The organism is Paenibacillus rhizophilus, from assembly GCF_003854965.1.
Taxonomy (GTDB): Bacteria; Bacillota; Bacilli; order Paenibacillales; family Paenibacillaceae; genus Paenibacillus_AQ; species Paenibacillus_AQ rhizophilus.
In genome coordinates, this window is record NZ_RQPI01000020.1 from 18799 (window position 1) to 41405 (window position 22607).

The 22607-nt window shown below is 55.0% G+C and carries 21 protein-coding genes; 1 reads left to right on the forward strand and 20 read right to left on the reverse strand.

Features of this window, described 5'->3' with window-relative positions:
- The 18 genes from hpt to pth all read right to left on the reverse strand — a co-directional run bounded on the left by hpt (position 1) and on the right by pth (position 19663).
- Positions 1-540, reverse strand: a complete 540-nt coding sequence (gene hpt, locus EH198_RS22050) for a hypoxanthine phosphoribosyltransferase (RefSeq protein ID WP_124697681.1) — start codon at positions 538-540, stop codon at positions 1-3.
- A 58-nt stretch (positions 541-598) separates the two neighbouring features.
- Positions 599-2023 carry a tRNA lysidine(34) synthetase TilS gene (gene tilS, locus EH198_RS22055; RefSeq protein WP_124697682.1) on the reverse strand — a complete coding sequence of 475 codons (1425 nt, stop codon included), beginning with the start codon at positions 2021-2023 and terminating at the stop codon, positions 599-601.
- Between the two features lie 89 nt (positions 2024-2112).
- Entirely contained in the window at positions 2113-3048 is a 936-nt protein-coding gene (locus EH198_RS22060) for a protein kinase domain-containing protein (protein ID WP_185703018.1), read from the reverse strand.
- Complete coding sequence (locus EH198_RS22065; protein ID WP_124697684.1) at positions 3038-3778, reverse strand: vWA domain-containing protein; 741 nt, start codon at positions 3776-3778, stop codon at positions 3038-3040. Before EH198_RS22065 ends, EH198_RS22060 begins: the two co-directional genes overlap by 11 nt.
- 115 nt (positions 3779-3893) lie before the next feature.
- The gene (gene spoIIE / locus EH198_RS22070) at positions 3894-6401 is read right to left on the reverse strand and encodes a stage II sporulation protein E (RefSeq protein WP_124697685.1); all 2508 of its coding nucleotides are present in this window, start codon (positions 6399-6401) and stop codon (positions 3894-3896) included.
- Between the two features lie 569 nt (positions 6402-6970).
- Entirely contained in the window at positions 6971-7465 is a 495-nt protein-coding gene (locus EH198_RS22075) for a S1 domain-containing RNA-binding protein (RefSeq protein WP_124697686.1), read from the reverse strand.
- A 131-nt stretch (positions 7466-7596) separates the two neighbouring features.
- The gene (locus EH198_RS22080; protein WP_124697687.1) at positions 7597-7926 is read right to left on the reverse strand and encodes an FtsB family cell division protein; all 330 of its coding nucleotides are present in this window, start codon (positions 7924-7926) and stop codon (positions 7597-7599) included.
- Between the two features lie 24 nt (positions 7927-7950).
- Positions 7951-8514 carry a spore cortex biosynthesis protein YabQ gene (gene yabQ, locus EH198_RS22085; RefSeq protein WP_124697688.1) on the reverse strand — a complete coding sequence of 188 codons (564 nt, stop codon included), beginning with the start codon at positions 8512-8514 and terminating at the stop codon, positions 7951-7953.
- Positions 8511-8795, reverse strand: a complete 285-nt coding sequence (yabP, locus tag EH198_RS22090; protein ID WP_124697689.1) for a sporulation protein YabP — start codon at positions 8793-8795, stop codon at positions 8511-8513. Before yabP ends, yabQ begins: the two co-directional genes overlap by 4 nt.
- Before the next feature lie 200 nt (positions 8796-8995).
- Positions 8996-9274 carry an RNA-binding S4 domain-containing protein gene (locus tag EH198_RS22095; RefSeq protein ID WP_025693281.1) on the reverse strand — a complete coding sequence of 93 codons (279 nt, stop codon included), beginning with the start codon at positions 9272-9274 and terminating at the stop codon, positions 8996-8998.
- Positions 9274-9546, reverse strand: coding sequence for an HU family DNA-binding protein (locus EH198_RS22100; RefSeq protein ID WP_124697690.1), 273 nt, complete (start codon positions 9544-9546; stop codon positions 9274-9276). Before EH198_RS22100 ends, EH198_RS22095 begins: the two co-directional genes overlap by 1 nt.
- A 165-nt stretch (positions 9547-9711) precedes the next feature.
- A complete protein-coding gene (gene yabN, locus EH198_RS22105) occupies positions 9712-11214 on the reverse strand; it encodes a bifunctional methyltransferase/pyrophosphohydrolase YabN (protein WP_124697691.1) in 1503 nt (500 codons plus the stop codon).
- A 120-nt stretch (positions 11215-11334) separates the two neighbouring features.
- A complete protein-coding gene (locus EH198_RS22110; RefSeq protein WP_124697692.1) occupies positions 11335-13014 on the reverse strand; it encodes a putative polysaccharide biosynthesis protein in 1680 nt (559 codons plus the stop codon).
- A 134-nt stretch (positions 13015-13148) separates the two neighbouring features.
- The gene (gene spoVT / locus EH198_RS22115; protein WP_124697693.1) at positions 13149-13691 is read right to left on the reverse strand and encodes a stage V sporulation protein T; all 543 of its coding nucleotides are present in this window, start codon (positions 13689-13691) and stop codon (positions 13149-13151) included.
- A gap of 256 nt (positions 13692-13947) precedes the next feature.
- Entirely contained in the window at positions 13948-14979 is a 1032-nt protein-coding gene (locus EH198_RS22120; protein WP_124697694.1) for a peptidylprolyl isomerase, read from the reverse strand.
- Complete coding sequence (gene mfd / locus EH198_RS22125; RefSeq protein WP_124697695.1) at positions 14966-18490, reverse strand: transcription-repair coupling factor; 3525 nt, start codon at positions 18488-18490, stop codon at positions 14966-14968. The genes EH198_RS22120 and mfd overlap by 14 nt, the downstream gene beginning before the upstream one ends.
- Positions 18491-18739: 249 nt before the next feature.
- Complete coding sequence (gene fin / locus EH198_RS22130) at positions 18740-18970, reverse strand: anti-sigma-F factor Fin (RefSeq protein ID WP_124697696.1); 231 nt, start codon at positions 18968-18970, stop codon at positions 18740-18742.
- Between the two features lie 132 nt (positions 18971-19102).
- Positions 19103-19663, reverse strand: a complete 561-nt coding sequence (gene pth, locus EH198_RS22135; protein ID WP_124697697.1) for an aminoacyl-tRNA hydrolase — start codon at positions 19661-19663, stop codon at positions 19103-19105.
- 84 nt (positions 19664-19747) lie between these two features.
- On the opposite strand from pth, the gene EH198_RS22140 reads away from it, so the two are divergent.
- Positions 19748-19948 (forward strand): hypothetical protein, encoded by a 201-nt coding sequence (locus EH198_RS22140; protein ID WP_124697698.1) that lies wholly within the window; start codon positions 19748-19750, stop codon positions 19946-19948.
- An 80-nt stretch (positions 19949-20028) separates the two neighbouring features.
- Here EH198_RS22140 and EH198_RS22145 read toward each other — a convergent pair whose 3' ends face one another.
- Both EH198_RS22145 and glmU read right to left on the reverse strand, forming a co-directional pair.
- Positions 20029-20982: a ribose-phosphate diphosphokinase gene (locus EH198_RS22145; protein ID WP_124697699.1), complete on the reverse strand. Its 954-nt coding sequence runs from the start codon at positions 20980-20982 to the stop codon at positions 20029-20031.
- Between the two features lie 90 nt (positions 20983-21072).
- Positions 21073-22473 carry a bifunctional UDP-N-acetylglucosamine diphosphorylase/glucosamine-1-phosphate N-acetyltransferase GlmU gene (gene glmU / locus EH198_RS22150; protein WP_124697700.1) on the reverse strand — a complete coding sequence of 467 codons (1401 nt, stop codon included), beginning with the start codon at positions 22471-22473 and terminating at the stop codon, positions 21073-21075.
- Positions 22474-22607 lie beyond the last annotated feature (134 nt).

Here is a 22607-nt window from a genome sequence, read left to right on the forward strand (position 1 = left end):
TTATTTAGAGTAAATCTCCGGCTTCAATACCCCGATATAAGGGAGATTCCGATACTTCTCGGCATAGTCCAGTCCGTATCCCACAATAAACTCGTCTGGGATGACAAAACCGGTGTAATCCGCCTCAAGGCTTACGGTACGGCCCGCCGGTTTATCGAACAAGGTCACGACGGAAATTGAAGCGGCGTTGCGGTTGCGGAGCAGCTCAATCAGATAGCTCAGCGTAAGTCCGCTGTCGATAATATCCTCGACAATCAGTACATGCCGGCCATCGACCGGAACGTCCAAATCCTTGATGATTTTAACAACACCCGAAGACTTGGTTGTCGCTCCGTAGCTGGATACGGCCATAAAATCCATTTCGACCGGTACTGTTATGACTTTAACCAAATCGGCCATAAAAATAAAAGCGCCTTTCAGCACGCAAATGACCAAAGGGTTGCGGCCCTCGTATACATCGCTCAGCTTGGCGCCAAGCTCTTTGACTCTTTCCTGAATTTCTTCTTCGCTGATCAAAATCTCCTGAATATCGTTCTGCAACCTGCGAACCTCCTAAGTTATACTATGAAAAACTGTCTGCGGCCATTACGGTTATCCTCTACAGGTCTTCAATCGACAGCAGCAGAACCGAATCCGTATGATTCCCGACGGGGGCATGGACCGAGCGTCGAACGCCCGGAATCCAGACAATATTGCCCAATCCGTCGCACACAAGGGGAATGCGTGAACGTTCGGTAGAAGGTATTTTGTCATCAATGTAAATATCTTTTACCTTTTTGCTTCCGTTTAATCCCATGACCTTTATGGTATCTCCAGGCAATCTGGAACGAATCGTCAGCGGGAAGACCAGCTCTTTATAGTCGAACCGGGCCGACAGCTTGCCGCCCTCTCCCCTCTGGACCGCCTCATTCTCTCTCTCTGCCAACGTCATCGTGATCGCCTTGCCGATCTCGCCCAGTTCGATCCGGGGCTGCGGGGAAGACAGGCGATAAACGTAGCTTGCCTGATGATCCAAAGGAGCGGATAAAAAATAAATGGTGTTATACTGCCGCATACAGGTTAGGCTGCGGCCCAAATCGAGACTCCAGGCGGTGGGCATATCTTGCAATATTCCCCGCCTCACGGATTCAACCTTCGGAAAATCGATTTCCGGCGTATCCGCCGACAGATAATTTAATATTAGTTTAATCATACGCCGTTGTAAAGCGGAGGGTATGGCGGCAAAATCCGCTCTGTCCAGGGTGCATTTGCCCTGTTCCTGCCGGACGTTCCCGGCAAAGCATCTGGCGGCCGCCTCTTCCATAAAATCATCCTCGGCGCCGGCGATTTCCGCCAGCTGCGTAAGCGAACGGCCCAGTCTCGGACTGTAGCGAGCCAGAAAAGGAAGCACCTCCAGCCTGACCGCGTTGCGCTTGTACTTCGTCTGTCCATTGCTGGGATCTTCGGCATAGCGGTAACCCCTGCGCCGGCATACCTCCACGATCGCCGCCTTGTTTATACGAAGGAAGGGGCGGATAAGTTCCACGTTTTTTTCGGTTCTTTTAAAGCGCATCCCGGCAAGCCCCGACAGCCCGCTGCCGCGCAGCAGCCGCATCAGAACCGTCTCGGCCTGGTCGTCGGCATGATGAGCCAGAGCAACGGAACGGGCGCCCCAGCTCCGCGCTGTATTAATCAGGAATTGGTAACGCTTCTCCCTTGCCGCTTCCTGCGGACCGAGGCCGCTTTCCTTCATAAAAGAAGGAATATCGAACTCGGCGAGTTCAAAAGGGATTCCGAGCTCTTCAGCCATGCTGCGTACAAGCTCCGCCTCCTGAGCCGACTCTGCGCGGAATCCATGGTTCACATGGGCGCAAATCAGCGTGAGCGGCATCCGGCTCACGGATATTTCATGCAGAACATGCAAAAGAGCCACAGAATCCGGCCCTCCGGACACTGCGACTACAATGGCGTCTCCGGGCTCCCACAGCCCGTGTTCGGCTGCAGCGTCCATCACCGACTCCAACAGTTCATTCCAAATGGCCATAGCCGGCTTCCTTCCCTGCCCGGCCGCAGTTGCCTGCGGCTTGATGACGGCATGAATCGGCATGCCTTCCGTATGTATAATATAGAATATTAAAAACGATAAATCCAGTAAACGGTAAACGCCAGCAGGCACAGCGACAACGCAAAGGCGCCGGTCAGCCAGCGGGGAGTCGCCATGGGCTCAGGCTTGCCTATCCGTGATTTGTAAACATGGCTCCTCCACATCTCCTTGGCTTGCGCCGACGTGGAAAACCCGCCTTTCAGCGCCATCCCTAACCACGAGGCAAGCTTTTTGTCGGGAAGCTGATTCGCAAGCTTAACCAGATCTTCTGCGCTTCTAGTCTGCGGAAGCTGCCGCGCCGCCTGTTTAAGTCCGCTCTCGTCGAGAAGGCGCAGACAGAGCACGGCGAAGGCGAACAGATCGTAGCTTTCATCCCCGATCCGGCTGCCGGCATTCCAGAAGCCGCGGTCATGCCACTCCGTGAACTGCTTCACGCTGCGGCCGATGGGACCCGCTCCTCCGAAATCGATCAACTCGGCTTCGCCGTACTCCGATACCACGACATTTTCCGGCTTCAAATCGCCGAAGATGAACCCGTATTCATGCAATCCGCTTAATCTGTCCAGCAGCTTTAGACCGATCAGGCCAAGCCAGGAGGAACCTTTTTTGGACAGAAAATAATGCAGCGGCATACCGTGAACATAACGCATGACGTAAAAGGGAAATCCCCCCTCCGAAGCGTCGTCCGCTTCCAGAAAATATGCAGCCAGCGGCGCTGCCGCCCTGTCCTGCCAATCCTGCCGCGCGCGGCAGGATTGAAGCGAGGTCATCACGTTGATCTCCGACTGAAGATCGAGAGCGTCATATCCGATTTTGAGCGCGTACTTCTCCCGTCTCCCCTCCCGGTTCACCAGGTATACCGTTCCGTTCGCGCCTTTTCCGAGCAGCCGTTCCACGACATAGCGGTTGCCCCGCCACTTGCCGACAATGACATCCCCGGGAGAACGGGGCGGATTAGACGACATACCCACCAGGCATCCCTTCTCCATCATCAGAGTGTGCCGCAAAGCGGACTTGATGTTCATTTAGTGTACCATACCGGAAATGTTCAAGCACCTTGAAAATCGCCGGACCTGTCGGCGTCGCCCCTTTCATACGGATTCTGCCGAACAGCGCCCGGATATCCGATACATTCGTACTCCAATCCATATCAAGCACGGCCGGTTCGCCCGTAGTGCCCGGAAAATGGAATACGGAGATTTCGCTGACACCCTCCCGGGCCTCAAGGCTGAGCGCCAGATCGCGAATCGCATCTTCCACCGCCGCGAGCTTCGGCTTCATGCTGGCGCTGGCATCGATCAGGAGCGCAAGCCGCAGCGGCGCCGTCTCGCTGAGTTCATCGACTACCGTTACAACCTGGGAGCGTTTGGCCGGAGGCAGATCCTCCAGGGAGCCATCGCCCAGAATTTTTTTCACCTCCTTATTAACCGCCTGCTGAATCGTCTGAACCACCGTCTTCCGGGTCATCATCTGCATCGTCTGCGCCAGTTGGGGTGTGCCGACAATCCGGCTGAGTCCGCCGCCCGCCTTGGCGATATCTTCAATCTCCCGGCTGCCCAGCTCGCCGATCGTCCCATAGTCGACGACTCCGATCACATTCACCGTTATCCCATCCTGAAGAGCATGCGCCGCCGCCATCACCGGACTTTCCCCTACATTGGAGCATCCGTCGGTTATAAGCAAAATTTGCTTCATGTTATTATTCCTCCCGCCTTATAAATGAAATCTCTCTTCTCTAGTATGCCCGGGGTTGAGAGATTCCAAACGCAGGGAAATGCGGGAGGAACAAGCGGCTAAAGCAGATTCCCGTTCAGCTCACTGTACGCGGCCGCTCCATCCGGGAGAGTCCCGGCATATGCAGGGTAGACCATTCCGGCTGGAAATGATCAACGCGGCTGACCACAATCGTCATATCGTCATGAATTTCACTGCCTTGGTAGCGGATCACCTTCTCAAGCAGACTGTCGGCAATTTCCTGAGGGTCGCTGCTCTCCAGCTCCTGGATCATCCGCTTCATCCACACCTCCTTATTGACGGCGTAGCCTGGGGCATCGTAAATGCCGTCCGTCATCATAATCAGAATATCGCCCGCACGCAGCTGCATCGTCACGAAATCGACCTCAATATCCTGAATGATGCCGATCGGAAGATTGCTTGCCGTAATCGGTATAACTTCGCTCCCCCGTTTAATAAAGCTCGGCGCCGAGGCAATCTTCATAAAGGTGGTCTGCGCCGAATACTGGTCGATCAGCGCCATGTCCACGGTGGCGTAAAATTCCTCCGGCGAGCGCAGCAGCAAAACCGAATTCACGGACTTCACCGCCAGCTTTTCGTCCATGCCGGACTGCAGCAGCTTCTCCAGCATGCCGAGCGCCGCGCTGCTCTCCATCCGCGCCCGCTCCCCATTGCCCATCCCGTCGCTGATCGAAACCGCGAACGTCCCGTTACCCAGCTCTACGGTGCTGAAGCTGTCTCCCGACAGCATGTCCCCGCCCTTGGCCGCACCGGCTACGCCCGTACTGACTTCGAACGCTTTCGCCGAGCCGAAGGTAACGGTCGACAGCCCGTCGCGGCTGTGCATCGCCGTTTCACTCTTCACCGAGATATTTTCCTCCAATATATCGGACAGCAGCGGAGCAATCATTTTGCGGCATTCGTCGAAGCCCCGGTTGTATGCGTGAACGACTTCGATTTCCACGCGCCCGGGATCAAGGCTCACAATATCAATGCCGTGGATGGACAAGCCAAGCTTCTCCAGCGCTTCGCGGATTTGCGCTTCCTGCCGGTAGAGCGCCTGCCCCTCGCGTTTGATTTCCCTTGCAAGATCCTCCATGACCTGCGATACGCCGGAGAGCTGCTCGGCCACAAATTTACGGCTGTCGTATATTTGTCTCTTCCAGCGCATATCATGCTCATAAAGATAATATTGGCTCCGCATCACCTCCAAAACTTCGTCCGTCTTGCCGCAGATCCGCGCCCATTCCGCGGGCAGCCTGGCAGCCGAAATGTCCGGATTCTCTTCGACGGCGGTCATCATATCCGTCATATATTTATACGTCTGATAGAACTTCGAATCCCAGCAGTGGGAGCGGCGGATGCAGTTCGAGCAGGTTTCCTCCGTGACCGCATTCATAAAGTGCTCCATCTCCCGGCTCGATTTGCCCGCTTCGCCGGCGGATGGAATCTGCCCGAAACTGGTGGAGAGCTGCCGGAACACCTGGGAGAACTGAGTAACCCGGTCCGCGGTAATATCACGCACCCGCCGCGCATATTCATGTTGAGAGCGGCTGTGATCGCTCGTGCCGGGCACATATTTGGCAATGGCCGCAATGATGCCTCGGGGGGTCGCAAGGAACAGCAGTATCGCCGCACAGGTCTCCCAGGTGGAGTTCATCATATCGCCCGGTCCGCTGAAATAGACGGACAAAATGCTGGAGCCGAGCAGCATCCCCAAGGCGACCGCGCCCTTACGGCCGCCCTGCAGCATGCCAGCCAGCATGCCGGAGAACGCGAGCAGGCTCATCTGATAGATCGCCCCGATATCGGCCAGGCTGAGGATCAGGCCCGTCACGACGCCGACCGCCGCTCCGAGCGGAGCCCCTCCCGCCATGGCGAACAGCAGAATCAGATAGCGCGACAGAATATGCTCCAGCGATAATCCGCTGATTTTCCAGCCCACCAGGCCGGTCATAATGGAGGCCAGCATAATAATCAGGCATAATATTTCCTCATTTCGCAGCACGCGACTTTTTTGTCTATAAGTAAGTACGGGGAGCGCTTGCAGAAAGACAAGGGTCAGCACAAAAGCGAGCAGAGCGTTCAGCGTCGTCATCATCAGCGGATACCAGGAGAGCGATGGGCCGATAATCGTCTGGAATAGCCCGACCATAAAGGAAGAGACAAACACCATCACCGGCGCATAGGCCAGGTCGATTCGCTGGAAGGCCTCCATCCCCTTATAGAGGAGAATGAAGACGATAAGCTCGGCTGAAATGATCAATATGCCTGGAAACGGAGTAAACAAGCTGCCTGCAAGAATCGCGGCTCCGGCCGGAAGAGTGCAATCTTTGCGCATAAAAACAATGATGGCGAAAAAGGCGGCGGCAAACGGCGACAGCTCGTCCAGGATCATGGCTCTTCCAAGCAGAAATCCCATGAAGCTGAGCAGCAGCATCCATTTTCTTGTGTCTAGCATACGAAGAATGCGCTGACGCTTGCCCCATGCTCTGAACCGCTCTCCCCATGCCGCCTTCTCTTCCTCAGTGCCGCCTTCCACTCTTGTCCACTCCTGGAAATTCACCACATTGCTTTTGCCCATATTGTTTAAACACCACCCGTTTGAATTTAAAGTATAAGACCCGGTAAGCTGCGCATTCTTATCGTCAGTCTTATCCTTTTACGAGAACCGCATGCTTTCACCCGATACATAAGTGCCGCTGCTTCGGAAGAAAGCTAAGCCGTCTCTTCTTGTGGTACTCATTATAAGCGCGGCCAACTAGGAAAGTTTGTCAGAACAAGACGGTCGTCCACAAGAAATTTCCGACAAAATCAGGCGGTGTCCCGAGCGGCCGGAAAACCGCTTTTTCCCTTGCGGGACAGTCCGTACACCCGTCACTCCCCCAAATTTTTACATAATTAGGAAACTTCGATTCGTCAGCAAATGCTCCAAGCTTTAGCGGAAATCTCAAGGATGCTGTCGCAAATTTCTAGACGACCGACAAAATAATAGGCATATCGGGATAAATAGAGAACGCTTTCAAAAAAATCGGGAAAAACCTCAATTGGGAAGAAGCAGAGGCGGGGAAAGGGCCGGCTTCTGACCGGGCTGACACAGAAAAAAACCGCAAAAGGCCTGGGCCCTGCGGTTGTTTGAATTGTAGTATGACGTTATACGCGTTTGGCTCCACGGCCGCCGCGCTTGCCTTCCGTGTTCTTCTTGAGAGAAGACATACGTTCTTCACTGTCTTTAAGGAAGCGTGACATTTTATCCTCAAATGAAGGTTTACCGGCAGCAGGCTTGAATGGACGCCCTCCCCGTTCACGATTGTAGCTTCCGCCCCCGCCTCCGCCTCCGCCGCCGAAACGGTCTCCACCGCTTGGACGATCAGGTCTTGGCGCTCTTGGCGGACGAACTTCCGATGCCGGCTTGTCAACAGCCTGCTTGATGGAAAGTCCGATCTTGCCGTCCTTGTCGACATTGATCACCTTAACCGTTACCACATCATTAATCTTCAGATGATCGTTGACATCCTTGACGTAATTATCGGCGATTTCCGAGATGTGAACGAGACCTGTGACACCTCCTGACAGATCCACAAACGCTCCGAAATGCGTGATGCCTGTCACCTTGCCCTCTAACTTGGTGCCCACTTCAATTGCCATAGAATAAAATGATCCTCCCTTAAAAATATACAGACAAAGATATCAAGATCCAGTCTGCGGTGATTTGATTATACAGTAAAGAGCAAAGCAAGGCAACAGAGCGAAACGCCCCTTTTTTGCCAGCTTATTGCTCAGGGTTGCTCTGTCCGGATAGGAACTTCGCCTTGGGGATACATATTAAACCACTTGCGCGCAAGTTGGCCGATATACTCGTTGTCGTTCAGACGGGATACCTCGTATTTCAGCTGGCCCAGCGATTCGTTAACCTGCTTGCTGCTCTCCTGCTTCTGTGCGAGTTCCTGCTTCTTGTCCGAAATCAGGGCGCTCTGAGCGAAGAAAATATATCCCGCCCAGCCGAAAAATATCGCCATCAGAACGACCCAGATCAACCTGCGTCTCTTGGCTCCCGCGGCGGCTGCGCTTTCGCCAGCCTGTTTCATTTCCGGAGAAAATCTGTTCATGCAAGCGTTCCTCCCGTTTCAAGGTCAGCGTTTTCTTTTTGCGGCAATAAATTCCGTTAATTTGGTGATCGGAGCGCTGCTTAGAAGCCTGCGATATACCGGGGACAACCATCTGACGGGAAAAATCCAGAGCGGCTTGGTCAGCCAAAGCAGCAGCTTCAGTATAAAGACTAAGATACGGCCAAGCAGCCGCACAATTCCCAGCGCCAGCTTCAATAGCCACAGCAGAGGCATTCCGATCAGGATTCCCAGCAGCTTTACCAGCAGCTTCCATATCCATCCCACCGTTTGAATTAACATTACCACAAATTTCTGCACCGTGACACTGAAGAATAAAAAATAAGCCCACACACCCAGAAATAATCCGACAAAAGCATAGAAGCGCAGCTGCCCCTGATTACCCGCGTACAGCAAACGGAACACAATGAGAGCCGATGCCAGCCAGTAGAGAAGATCGAGCGCCGCGTTCAGCCATCCGGGAAACCGCAGCCTAAGCGACACTACCCGGTAACCGTCGAAGGCCAAACCCATCGACGCCCCGGCGGCGATCATATACAGCAGCGTTATCCACTGGACGGCCGGATTCATTTGAACAGTTTGCCGAGCAGCCCTTTATTTTTACCCTTCGCTCCCGGATCAAGGTAAATCAAAGAATGTACATTTCCTTCCAGCGACAGCAGCCCGTTCTCCAGACTGAGGTTCTTGATATGTAAATGGCTGCCGCGAATGCTCAGCGTCCCAAGCTCCGTCTGAAGCAGAAACTCGCCGCTGTCAAAGCTCTCCACATTTTGCACGCCTGTTAAATCCACTGCCTTGCGGCTGCGCATATGCAAATCATGCTGCTTGACGGTTCTTCCAGGTTCGATCATGGCATGTACCCCCTCTCCTTCTAGTCCTAATTTATGGCGGGGAGAGCGGCTTTAGAACAACCCGGAGCAAAGGCGGATTCACAGTCAAGACCGAACAAGAAACTCAACGGAAGGCAGATGAGCAGTTTGCCGGAAATAAAAAAGCGCTCCCCTGCACAACCGCAGGGAAACGCTTCGATTAACAGAGGGTAATGCGCCGCTTACCAGTCGAGACCGTTGCTCTTGGCAATCGGCTCTTCGCGCAGCAGCGTATACATGCCGGCCGCCTCGTCTTTGCGGGTCGTTTCGACCAGCTTCTCCACGCGGACCGTTACCAGCTTTTGACCGAATTGAACCGTAATCTCGTCGCCGATTTTCACACTGCTACTCGGCTTCGACTCTTTCCCGTTAATCAGCACCCGGCCTTGTTCGGACACATCCTTGGCCACCGTACGGCGCTTGATCAGGCGGGACACTTTCAAAAATTTGTCCAGACGCATTAGTTGACGGCTTCTTTAAGCTTGTTGCCGGCCTTGAACGCCGGAACTGTCGATTCAGGAATGTCGATCGTTGTGCCCGTTTGCGGATTGCGGCCGGTACGTCCGGAGCGCTTGCGCGTTTCAAAGGTGCCGAAGCCGATCAGCTGTACTTTGTCGCCACTTGCCAGAGCCTCGGTAATTTCGCCAAGGAGTCCGCTCAGCACAAGCTCCACGTCCTTTTTGGCCAATCCGTTTTTCTCGGAGATGTTGTTGATCAGATCTGTTTTGTTCATGTTTTAGTGTTCCTCCCGGGAATATGAAAAATAATGAAAAAGCGTTCCAGCGGATGGCATATACCGCAAAAACCGCCGTTTCATCTTAATGCTATTCTGGATGCGTTGTCAAATCCCTGCCGTGCTGTCGCTTTTTATATAAAAACGTCTGGCGTTTCCATCGTTTTACCGCTTCGCTCGTTCTTCGGTCTTGGCCTCCTGCCATAAGGCTTCCATTTCCTCCAGACTGCTGTCCTTTGGAGCAGTTCCTTTGTCCTTCAAACGGCGTTCGATGTAATGGAACCGTTCGACAAATTTGCGGTTGGTGCGGGTCAGCGCTTCTTCCGGATCGGCACCGATAAACCGGGCGGCGTTGGTCGCCGCGAACAGAAGGTCGCCGAGCTCCGCCATCTGCTCCTCCGCCGGGGCGCCGCCATCGATCGCTTCCGTCAGCTCGTCCAGCTCTTCGCCGATCTTGGCGAGCACATCCCGGATGTTGTCCCAGTCGAAGCCGACCTTGGACGCTTTTTTCTGCAGCTTGTACGCCTTCATGAGCGCTGGCAGATCAAGGGGAACGCCGCTTAGCGCGGACTCCGACTCCGGCTTGATCCCTTTGCGCCGCTTCTCCTCGGCCTTCATGCCTTCCCAGTTCTGCAGCGCGGCCTCGGCATCCTGAGCGTCCTTGTCGCCAAAGACATGGGGATGGCGGAAAATAAGCTTGCCGGTCAGCCCTTCAATGACATCAAACATATCGAATGTGCCAAGCTCTTCCTCCATCTGGGAATGCAGCATAATCTGCAACAGCAGATCGCCCAGCTCTTCCTTCATATGCTCGGGATCGTCCTCATCAATCGTTTCGAGCACCTCGTAGGTTTCCTCGATCAGATTTTTGCGGAGCGACTCATGGGTCTGTTCGCGGTCCCAGGGACAACCCTCCGGGCTGCGCAAAATGCCGACAATTTCATGCAGCCGGGCAAAGGTGCGGTTCCGCAAACTTTCGGAGCGGTCCGCCGGAATATAGATCAGCGACAGATTGCCGTAACCCTCCTGGCGGTCCAATTCGTACAGCGGGACTCTAACGATCCGCTCTTCGCCTTCCACGCCGAGCGCATGGCCGACCACCACCTCGTATTCCGGCGGGTACAGCTCCATCAAGCACAGCTTCGCCTCTGAGGCGGTAAAGGTGTCATACACCTGTCCGATCAGCGTATGCAGTTCAGGCCGAAGCTGGGAGCGCGAGATGCCGGAAGCATCCAGCAGCTGAAAGCCCTCGATCGGGTCAAAGCCAAGACGCACAAACGCCTCGTCAAGGAAGCTCTCGCCTCCAAGAATGTTTAAGTCGATCCCCTCTTCCGCGCAGCGAAGGCGAAGCTTTGAAACGGCGGATTCCGCAACCATCGGATGTCCGGGAACGGCGTAGACGATTTCCTCGGCATTATCGCCCGAGCGCGCTTCCTCGATCAGCTTCAAGGTAATCGCTTCATAGACTTCGGGAAAAGACGAAAAGGATTCGTACAGCTCATCGAAGGATTGAGATCCCACGCCCAGTTCCTCCAACGCCTTCATCGCCGGATGTTCCTTGGTGCGGACGTAGACTTTGGAAGCCCCACGCAGCTTGTTCACTATGCCCAGCGTCAGCCGGTCCGGATTGCCGGAGCCAAGTCCGACCACCGTTAATCTTGCGCTCATGCCATTCCTCTCCTTACGCCGCCGCCCTCTGCTTGCGCTTTCGCAGCAGCTCAAGCGGCGGCTGTATAATCTTCAAACCTGCAGAACCAGGTTCAGGTTAATGTTTCAAGCCCGAAAGCCTTACGGGAACAGGCCCAGCTTCCGGATCGCCCGGGCGAGCTTCGGGCCAAGCCCGGGCAGCTGGCGCAGCTCGCCCTCGTCCAGCAGCCGCAGCCGCACGGCGAGCACGGCAAAGACGAGGCAGCCTGCGGCCACGCCGAGCAGGCTCTGCGCCAGCGCCGCGATGCGGCCGTCCATTCCGGCCGCGTCCAGCAGGGCGCCGCAGCCCCAGCTTGCGGCTGCGGCGGCTGCGGCCAGGCCCGCGAGCAGTGCCGCGGGCCGCGCGAGCCAGTCTGCGGGGCGAAGCCGCAGACCGGCGGCCTTGCAGAGCAGCCGCACGTTCAGCGCGGCTGCGAGCCCTTGCGCGGCGACGGCAGCGATGGCCGCGCCGGCAATGCCCTGCTGCGGGACGAGCAGCAGGTTGAGGGCCGCCTTCAGCGCGGCGGCGGCCAGGAAGTGCAGCGCCGGGGCGCGCACGAAGCCCAGGCCCTGGAGCAGCGCGGCGGAGATGATGCCGACCGTGCCGCCGGCGGCGGTGAAGGCGAGCCAGCGGATCGTGCCGCTGCCGGACGCGTCGCCGTACAAGGCGATGTTGACCGGCACAGCGAGCACGGCAAGCCCTGCCGCGGCGGCGAGGCCGAGCAGCCAGAACCAGCGCAGCGACAGGCGGCAGCGGCTCTGGACCTCGCTTAAGTTCCCGCGAAACTTGGACTCGGCCAAGGCGGGAATGAACAGGACGGAGAGCGAGGTCGCCAGCATCGTCACGAGCTGGACGAGCGGAACGCCGCGGCCATAAATGCCGAATTGCACCATAGCCTGCGCCTCGCCGCCGGCGGAAGCCAGCAGGCGGGGCATGGTGAATACATCCACCAGGCTGATCAGCGGCCCCGCCAGCGTCCCCAGCATCACCGGCACGCCGTAAGCCAGCAGCTTACGTATGCTGCTCCCGTCCGTCCTGAGTATTACGGACGAAGGCCCATGAAACGGCGATTCGGGGTTCAGCGGCGCGGCTTCCGCCGCCGCCGAGATTTCCGCCGCAGCGTCCGCCTTAGCCTTCCTGTGGCGCCGCCAGTACAGCAGCATGACAACGAGACCTGCTATGCCTCCGCCGGCCGACCCCAGCAGCGCTCCCGCCGCGATCATCTCCGCATTTGCCCCCCGGCTGCTCAGAAAGAGCAGCAGCGCTATCATCACGGCTACCCGGGCCGACTGTTCGAATATTTGCGACACCGCGGTCGGCATCATGTTGTGCAGCCCCTGAAAATACCCGCGGAACGCGGCCATTACCGGCACGACGGCAAGTCCCCAGGCCGCCGTCCGCAGCGCTGAGACGACATGGCCGCTGCCGATGAAGCCGGCGATCAGCGGCGCGCCCGCATACGTCCCGGCGGCCAGAAGGAGCCCCGCCGCTCCGCTGACAAGCGCCGCCCGCAGCAGCACCGTCCGGCCCTCGCCCGGGCTTCCCCCGGCCTCCGTCTCCGCCACAAACTTGGATACCGCGGACGGCAGCCCCAGCATCGCTACGGTAACGAGCAGCGTGTAGATCGGATAGACCGTATTATAAATACCGAATACGGCATCCCCGCCCAGGTTTTGCAGCGGGATTTTTTGCAGCGTTCCAATCAGCTTCGACAGCAGGGCGGCGGCGCTTAAAATAAACGCGCCCTGCAGCAGCTTCGAACCCGTCGTATGTGATTTCATGAGATACCTGCTTCATAAAGTATGGATAGAATGAATTTCTATATTATACCTCAACATGGCTCTGCACAACAAAATCCCGCTCTCGGCTCCGCCCTACGGCGAAATGGAAAGCGGGAATGGAGGAGGAGAGAATATTACGTCTCCATCTGTTTGCCCAAAAAACCTGCGGCCGTTTCGGCCATTTTGATTTCCATCTGCGACATTTTTACCGATTCGTCCTTGTTCATCAGCACAACGGCACCAATGGGATCTCCCCCGGAAATAATGGGCGAAGCTACATAGGATGAAAGCGCATCCTGATGATCCTTCGATATTTCGTAGTTGCCGCTGTTGGTTTCGAGTATCGTTTTGCGGCCATCCATGCATTTTTCCAGCAGAGCGCCGACCTGTTTGTCCAAATAATCCTTTTTGGAGCCTCCGGCCAAAGCGATAAAGGTATCGCGGTCGGAAATGAGGGTAATATGGCCCGTGCTTTCATACAGCGACTCCGCATACTCTTTTGCAAAGTCGCCCAGTTCGCCGATCGGTGAATACTTCTTCAGAATGACCTCTCCGTCCCGGTCCACGAAAATTTCCAGCGGATCTCCCTCGCGAATGCGCAGTGTCCGTCTGATTTCTTTAGGAATGACGACCCGTCCCAGGTCATCAATACGTCTTACAATGCCAGTAGCTTTCATTTCACATGTTGCCCCGCTTTCTTATGAAGTATTTTGCCAACTACTGCTTTTGAAGGGATTGAATAACCCCAGCGATTTATCGTGATTGTCTGACCATAGTATTCATCCGTTCCCAGTTCCTTATACATGATGCGCTCCGGCATCCGCTTGATTTGCTCACTTTCTGTTTCTTGCCGGCAAAAAAAAGATACTGCCCTGAAAGGACAGTATCTTAAATCCGGTATCCCGTCATTGCCGGGACGCCGAGCCTATTGGTTTACTTGGCGCTTTGCGATGCCGCCGGAGCGGATGCGCTTGGCGAAGTCCCCGCGCTCGCGGCCGGAGAGGCGCTGCTCTTCGGCAGATTGATTTTTTCAATAATGCCGTCCAGATCCTTCTCCATAAACTGCTGCAGCTTGTCCGAAGCGATCGTGCTCTTAAGCGTCTCTTTCTGCTCGTCGGTCAATTGGTCGAAGGTCTTCTCCGTCCGCGACTCCACCTTCATGATGTGGTAGCCGTAGGTCGTTTCGACCGGATCGCTGATGGTGTTCAGCGGCAGCGTCTGAGCGGCTTTCTTGAACTCCTCCACATACGTTCCGATCGCAGTGTCCGCATACAGTCCGCCCTTGTCCTTCGAACCGGTATCGTCAGAGTACTCCTTGGCTACCGCCGCAAAATCCGCTCCGCCGTCCAGCTTCGCCTTTACTTCCTTGGCAAGCTTCAGCGCGTCTTCTTTACTGCGTTCCTTCTTGCTCGCATCAGTGAAGCCAATAAGAACATGGCGCAGCGAAGCCACGGTGAAGTCGCCCTTCGTCGCTTCGAACTGCTTCTTCACTTCGTCATCCGTCACTTTAAGCAGCATATCCTGATACACGGTCAGCACACGCACCATATAGCTGCGGATTTCATCCTCCGTCAAGCCCTGCTCTTTCAGCGAGCTGGCATACGTATCGCCAAGCCCCTGCTTATAGGTGGCCAGCTGCGTGTCCGCCTGCTTCTCCGCTTCTTTCTTCGCTTTGTCCGCAGCTTGTCCAGCCAAATACTCAAAAGCGGCTTCCTGCTTCACAATCGTTTCTTTGAAAGCATCCAGCTCCAGGTACTGCGCCTGCTCCGGCGACAGGAATTTCATCACCTTCACATCGGTATCAAATTCCTTCTGCGTTATCGCGCCGCCTTTGTAAGTCACAATAGCGGTGCTGTTGTCTTCTTTATCTTTCTTATTACCACTGCTGCATGCCGAGAGCATGGAGAACGAAAGGGCGGCCGCCAGCGAGACGAGCAGCACCTTCCATGATTTACTTGATCGCATTGTGCAGTTCTCCCTTCAATTTAAAAGACGGCTTGACTTCCTCCAAAAATCTCTCAAGCAGGTCAAGGAGTCCCTTGTCGTCAAGGCCTTTGGTCTTTATGCGAATGGCCGCTTTGGCATCCTTTTCGAATTGTACACGTCTTTCAAAGCCATTGCCAATCTTGGCGAGCTTGCCTGTATCGATTAATGCGGCACGGTCCTCGTAAAAATTCAGCAGCACTTCATCGCCGCGCCGGTTCATGGAGTCGATGCCGTACCATTTACCGTAAATTTTAAGCCGCGCCACGGATAAAAGATTGACGACCGCCTCCGGAAGCTCGCCGAACCGGTCGAGCAGCTCGTCTTCCAGCTCCGCCGCATCCTCGAAGGTCGAGACCGCTGCCACTTTTTTATAAATTTCAATCTTTTGCACACTGTCGTAGATATACTCAGAAGGCAGATAGGCGTCAATTGCCAAGTCGATGACGGTGTTCCCTTCCTTGAGAGAATGGTCTTCCTCTCCGAGGACACTGACCTTGCGTTTGCGGATCTCCTCCGCCAGCATTTGCGAGTACAGGTCAAAGCCCACGGAAGCGATGAAGCCATGCTGTTCTGCGCCCAGCAGATTGCCGGCGCCGCGGATCGACAAGTCGCGCATGGCGATTTTGAAGCCGGAACCAAGCTCCGTGAATTCCTTGATCGACTGCAGCCGCTTCTCGGCTACCTCGGTCAGCACTTTGTCGCGCTGGTAAGTGAAATAGGCGTATGCGATCCGGTTGGACCGTCCGACCCGCCCGCGCAGCTGATACAGCTGGGACAGGCCCATTTTGTCCGCGTCATGCACAATGAGCGTATTGACGTTCGGAATATCCACGCCGGTCTCGATAATGCTCGTGCTTACCAGCACGTCGTATTCGCCATCAAGGAAATCGAGAATCGTCTTCTCCAGCTCCGATTCCGACATCTGGCCGTGTCCGATGCCGACCCGGGCTTCGGGAACGAGCATCTGAATCTGCGACGCCATTTCCTGAATGCCCTGTACGCGGTTGTACAGGTAATAGACCTGTCCGCCGCGTCCGAGCTCGCGCTCCACCGCTTCACGGACAAGCGTCTGGCTGTATTCCACCACATACGTCTGCACGGGAAAACGGTTCTCCGGCGGCGTCTCGATAACCGACAGATCGCGGACGCCCAGCATCGACATATGCAAGGTACGGGGAATCGGCGTTGCCGTCAAGGTAAGCACATCGACATTCGTCTTCAGCTTCTTCAGCTTCTCCTTATGGGTGACGCCGAAACGCTGCTCCTCATCGACAATTAGCAGACCCAAATCCTTGAACACCAGGTCCTGGGACAGCAGCCGGTGTGTACCGATCACAATGTCTACCGTCCCCTGCCGGACACCCTTGATCGTCTCGTTCTGCTCTTTGCGGCTGCGGAAACGGCTGAGCACCTGGATGTTGATCGGATATGAGGAAAACCGTTCCCTGAACGTCTCGTAATGCTGCTGGGCGAGAATGGTTGTCGGCACCAAGACCGCCACCTGTTTGCCCTCGATCGCCGACTTGAAGGCGGCCCGGATCGCTACTTCGGTCTTCCCGTAGCCGACATCGCCGCACAGCAGACGGTCCATGGGGCGGTTCTGCTCCATGTCCTTCTTGATTTCCCCGATGGCCCGCATCTGATCCCTCGTTTCATCGTAAGGGAACATCTCTTCGAACTCCTGCTGCTCCGGCGTGTCCTTCTCGAAGCCGTAGCCCGGAGCGCTCTGGCGCTCCGCATACAGCTTGATAAGGTCGTCCGCGATATCCTGCACAGAGGAACGGACTTTATTCGTGACACGGGTCCATTCATTGCCGCCAAGCTTGTATACCTTCGGTTCCTTGTCCTCGGAACCCACATACTTCTGAATGAGGTCGATCTGCTCGATCGGCACCGAGAGCTTGTCTCCGCCGGCATACAAGATGTGCATGTAATCCCGGTGGATGCCGCTGACCTCCAGCGTGCCGATGCCCATATATTTGCCGATCCCGTGATTTTGATGAACGACGTAATCGCCGATCTTCAGTTCGGTATAGCTCTTGATCCGCTCCGCGTTATCTATATTCTTGGATACTTTGCGCGCTTTACGCTGCTTCTGGGAAAACAGCTCTCCTTCGGTGATGACGGCCAGATGGATCGAGGGAAGCTCAAAGCCCGATCCCAGGTTCCCTTGGATAATGGTCGGCTCTTGAATCCCGTAATCGAGCAGCACCCGGCGAATTCGGTCCATGCGTTCCTCGCCGCCGGCGAGCATAACCACCTGAACGCCCGACTTGTGCCAGCGTTCCATTTCCGATTTCAGAACATTCATCTGCCCATGGAAATCCTGCATGCCGCGGCTGATAAAGCCGAGAATATTCTGAGGCTGGACATGCGGAACCTGGCGCAGAAAGATTGACATGAATAGGCTTTGAAACGGACGGCGGTATATCACCGTATCGCTGTCGACGGATAAATGCAGGTCAGGCAGCGTTTTTCCGTTCTGCAGCAGATGCAGGTTCCATTCCGATTCGTCTCGTTCCAACTGCTTGGACGTTTCCAATAGACGGGCCGGCTCGTCGAGAACCAGCAGGGTGTCCCGCTCCATGTAGTCGTACAAATGCGATTGTTCCGGATAAAGCAGCGAAATATATTTATAAATTTCCGAAAAATAAGTCCCTTCGCGCAAATGCTCAAGCTCGCGGCCGATTTCCTCACGCAGGCGTATTTTGGCTTGGCGATCGGCCGTTTTCTCCAGCTGGCGCTCCAACATGACGGACGCCTTGTCCGCCGCCGCCTCCAGCTGCGCTCTGCTTGCGATAATTTCTTTGGCGGGCGTGATCGTCACACTCCGGACTTTGTCGATGGAGCGCTGATCGGCCGGATCAAACGTCCGGATGGAATCGACATCTTCGTCGAACAATTCCACACGGTAAGCCAGCTCGGTATTCATCGGATAAAAATCAAGGATGCCGCCGCGAACACTCAGCTCCCCGCGGTTCTCCACCCGTTCCACCCGCTCGTAGCCCATTTCGATCATCGTGCCGAGGAAGCTCTCAAGCTGGACGCTCCCGTCCTGGGAGATCGTAATCTGCGCGGACGCCATCGCCTGCGGGTCAGGCAGCAGCCGGCGAACGCCCGAATAAGGCGCGACCACAATGCCTCGGAAGCCCCGCGAGCATTTGTTCAGCACCTCGATACGCTGAGCGACCGTCTCCGGACTGGATACCGCCGTTTCGGCGGCGACCAGTTCATTGGCCGGGTACAGCAGCACCCGGTCAGGGGAAAGCGCTTCCTGTAAATCATCGGCAATTTTTTGCGCCGAAAACATGTTATGCGTGATAATTAATAACGGCCTGGACGTCTCCTGATGAAGCGCGGCCAGCATAATCTGTCTGGCTGAACCGGATAACCCCGATATCAGTTGCTCTTTCATTCCGGCGGCGACGCCTCGGGTTACCGACTGGAAATCGGAATCTTTGGAAAAAGCCTCAATAAGACCTTCTAACAAAAGGCGCACCTCACTTACTGAATCGCTTTTAAGCGGAATTTCCTATAAGACTGACGGTAATCGCACAGCTTATAATGTCTTATATTTCAAGAAGAAACGGCTTCGCCGTCCTTTTAGGGACGGTCCGTTTCTCGTAGAAATATAAGTCAAAATGATAAGCGCTCAGCTTATAAATTCTTATATTTTAAAATAAGCCTCAGCTTTTGAGGCCAAGGCTTGCGGAAGACGATAGAGGCAGCACCGCTTCGCCTATTGAAGCGGACTGGCCAGAAGGCTGAGCTCCGGATTGTTATCCAAGGCCTGCTTGCAGTAATCGCAAGTAACCTTAACGGTAATCTCGCCGTCTGAATCATACGCTATTATATCTCTGCGCTCCGCGGGGGTCAAGGAATTAAGGCCGAGCTGCGTCTCGGTAGCTTCACTTTTGCGAATCGTTCCGAGATACGTCCTGCAGTGTCTGCAAACATAGTGTATTGCCATTGATATGCCTCCTGAAGATAGAATATACCTTCAGTATGCCCCGCTTACGCTCTCGTTAGCCCCGGAACAGTCATTGATCTTCCCCGGGCAAGTCTTCGGCGGCGGCGAATCTATATCATCTATCGCGCCTTGTTATCCGTTGAATTTGGCCATCGTCTGCTCGAACGTATGGTCCAGACTGAACTCAAGCGCGTCGCAGGCGCTGCCCACCATCGATGCCAGCCCGTCGCCTTCTTTCTTCGGAAACGCGCCCAGCACATAATCGACAATCGCGTAACCGGGCTCGGGACGCGAAATTCCCATCCTTACCCTGTTGAAGGTTTGGGTTCCCGTATGCTGTATAATCGACTTGATGCCGTTATGGCCACCGGCGCTTCCCTGATAACGAAGCCGGATTTTGCCGACCTCGGTATCCAGATCGTCATATACGACAATCATATCGTCCAGGGATACTTTATAGTAGTCCATATAGGCGCGGACCGCTTCACCTGACAAATTCATGTACGTCATCGGTTTAATCAGCACGGTCTTGATTCCGCCGATGACGCCTTCGCCGATCACAGATTTGCACTTGTTCTGATTAAAGACAATTCCATGTCTGCGCGCCAGTTCGTCCAAAGCCATAAAACCGACATTATGCCTTGTCTTGGCGTACTGCGGCCCGGGGTTGCCCAAACCGACAATCCATTTCATTTGTAAACCTTCCCTTTCTTGGTACAATAGAAGCATAAGCGTTCCCGAAACGTCTATCCCATTTCAAAGACAGGTGATGTTATTATGCTGCAGCAGGGCGAGCCTCTAACGCTCCACCGCCATTTCCAGTATCATCTGCAATATGCCATACCTGTCGAGGTTTACCGCGGCGATGTGCATGTTGATATCGGCTTGCTTACCGCCGTGGACGCAAACTTTGCGGAACTGCAAGGTACACTCTACAACCGCAGTCTGTTCACCTTCGTCTCAAGGCCGGGCTTTTGAAAGCCTAGTGCCTCCGGCTGTCCAAGCCGACAAGGGTTACATCTCCCAATAGCGGGAGGTGTAACCCTTTCGTTTAGGGGCTATTCGATCTCGAATAATTTACTGATGGACAGTTCCTCATGCACCCGGATGATCGCTTCGCCAAGCAAAGGAGCCACGGAGAGCACCTTCAGCTTGGAAGTAGGACTCTCGCTGCGGATAGGAATCGAATCGGTGACGACAACCTCTTTAATCGGAGAATTCTCCAGCCGTTCATGCGCCGGACCCGAGAGTACCGGATGCGTACAGCAGGCGTATACCTCTCTGGCGCCGCCTTCCATCAGAGCGTTGGCGCCCAGGACGATCGTGCCGGCCGTATCGATGATATCGTCGATCACGATCGCCGTCTTCCCTTCGATGTTCCCGATAATATTCATAACCTCGCTGACGTTTGGCTCCGGACGGCGCTTGTCGATAATGGCCAGCGGGGCGTTCAGGAAATCGGCAAGCTTTCTCGCGCGAACCACACCGCCATGGTCTGGAGATACGACGACCGGGTTCTGGATCTGCTTGGAACGGAAGTAGTGGGCCAGAATCGGTACACCGAGCATATGATCGACCGGAATGTTGAAGAAGCCCTGAATCTGCATCGCGTGCAGGTCCATGGTAATAACGCGGTGGGCACCCGCGCGTTCGATCAGGTCGGCCACCAGCTTTGCCGTGATCGGATCGCGTGAGCGGGCCTTGCGGTCCTGGCGGGCATACCCGTAATACGGAATAACCACATTAATACTCTTGGCCGAGGCGCGCTTCAGCGCGTCGATCATAACCAGCATTTCCATCAGATTATCGTTGACCGGTCCACAGGTGGACTGAACGATATAGACGTGGCAGCCGCGCACGCTCTCCGACAGCTTAACCTGAATTTCTCCATCGCTGAAGCTTGTCGTATGCGATTCGCCCATCGGAATACCGATGTAATCGGCAATTTGGTGAGCAAGCTTGGGATTGGAGTTACAGGTGAAAATTTTCAACTTGGAATCAAGATAAGCCATAAAAGTTAAACCCTCCGTGATGGTTCAATTGAATTTAGCTGCCCGAACGCCCGGGCGAAATAGCATCCGGCCGGGCGTGAATTTACGCACTTACGATGGATGGGACTGGCCTTTTTTCGCCTTTGCGCGGGACTTGATTTTTTCCGCATAGCCTGGCTTGTTCTCCTGGCGTTGTCTGGCTATGGCCAGATCCCCCTCGGAGACGGACCGGGTAATGGTAGAGCCGGCCACAACATAAGCGCCTTTGCCGACCTGAACGGGAGCGATCAGGTTGACGTTGCTGCCGATAAAGGCGTCATCGCCGATTTCTGTTATGGATTTATTAAATCCGTCATAGTTGACCGTAATCGCTCCGCAGCCCACATTTACATTTTTGCCAACAGAAGCGTCTCCGATATAACTTAAATGCGATACTTTCGAGCCGTCGCCGATGGTGGCCTTTTTGATTTCCACAAAATCGCCGACCTTGACGTCTTCGCCAAGCACACTGCCGGGGCGCAAATAGGCAAAAGGCCCAACGGAAGTCCGTGCGCCGACCTCAGCGCCGTTAAGCACGGAATACTTCACCTTCGCTCCGTCCATAATTCGGCTGTCTTCAATTTCACTGGAGGGGCCGATTACGCAATTTTCCCCGATTACGGTATTGCCCTTCAAGAGCGTTCCGGGGTAAATTACCGTATCCGCTCCGATGGTGACTTCGGCTCCTATATAGGTTGATGCGGGATCTATAATCGTTACACCGTCCAGCATATGACGCCGGGCGATGCGCTGACGCATAACGTTCTCGGCTTCGGACAGCGCAAGGCGGTCGTTCACGCCGATCGATTCCGCGGCATCTTCCGTCTGAAAGGCGAGCACAAGCTCCCCCTGCTGGCGCAGAATCTCGATAACATCGGTCAAATAATATTCCTGCTGGGCATTATGGTTCGTCACCTTGTCCAAGGCGGCGAACATCTTGGCATTATCGAAGCAATAAATTCCGGTATTGATTTCGCGAATGGCATCCTCGGCGGGCGAACAGTCCTTCTGCTCCACAATCTTCAGCAGTTCCCCTTCTTCGGTACGGATAATCCGACCAAGTCCCGCAGGGTTGTCCATAACAGCCGTCAGAACGGTAGCCGCCGCTTTGCGCTCTTCGTGCAGCGTCATCAGTTTGATCAGCGTTTCCGGTGTAATCAATGGCGTGTCGCCGTATGCGACAATCAAAGTGCCTTCTTCCCCGCCAAGCAAATCCTTGGCCTGCTTCACGGCGTGGCCCGTACCGAGCTGGGTTTCCTGAAGCACATATTCCGACGAATCGCCCAAATAAGCTTTAACCGCTTCCGCGCCATGTCCGACAACGACAATGCTGCGCTGGCAGCCGGTCGCTTTTACTGTATTAAGCACGTGCCCAACCATCGGCTTTCCGCAAACGGGATGCAGCACCTTGTATAACTTGGATTTCATGCGCTTGCCCTGGCCTGCAGCTAGAACAACAGCCATTCTCTTCAAGAATGCCAACCTCCTACTCCTAAACTCATTACTGAATATATCTCATTCCGGGCAAAAAGAAAAGAGAACCATACAAAGGATGGTTCCCTTTTCTTCGAACCCCAATTCGAATTGCTTACCCGAAACCTCTGCCA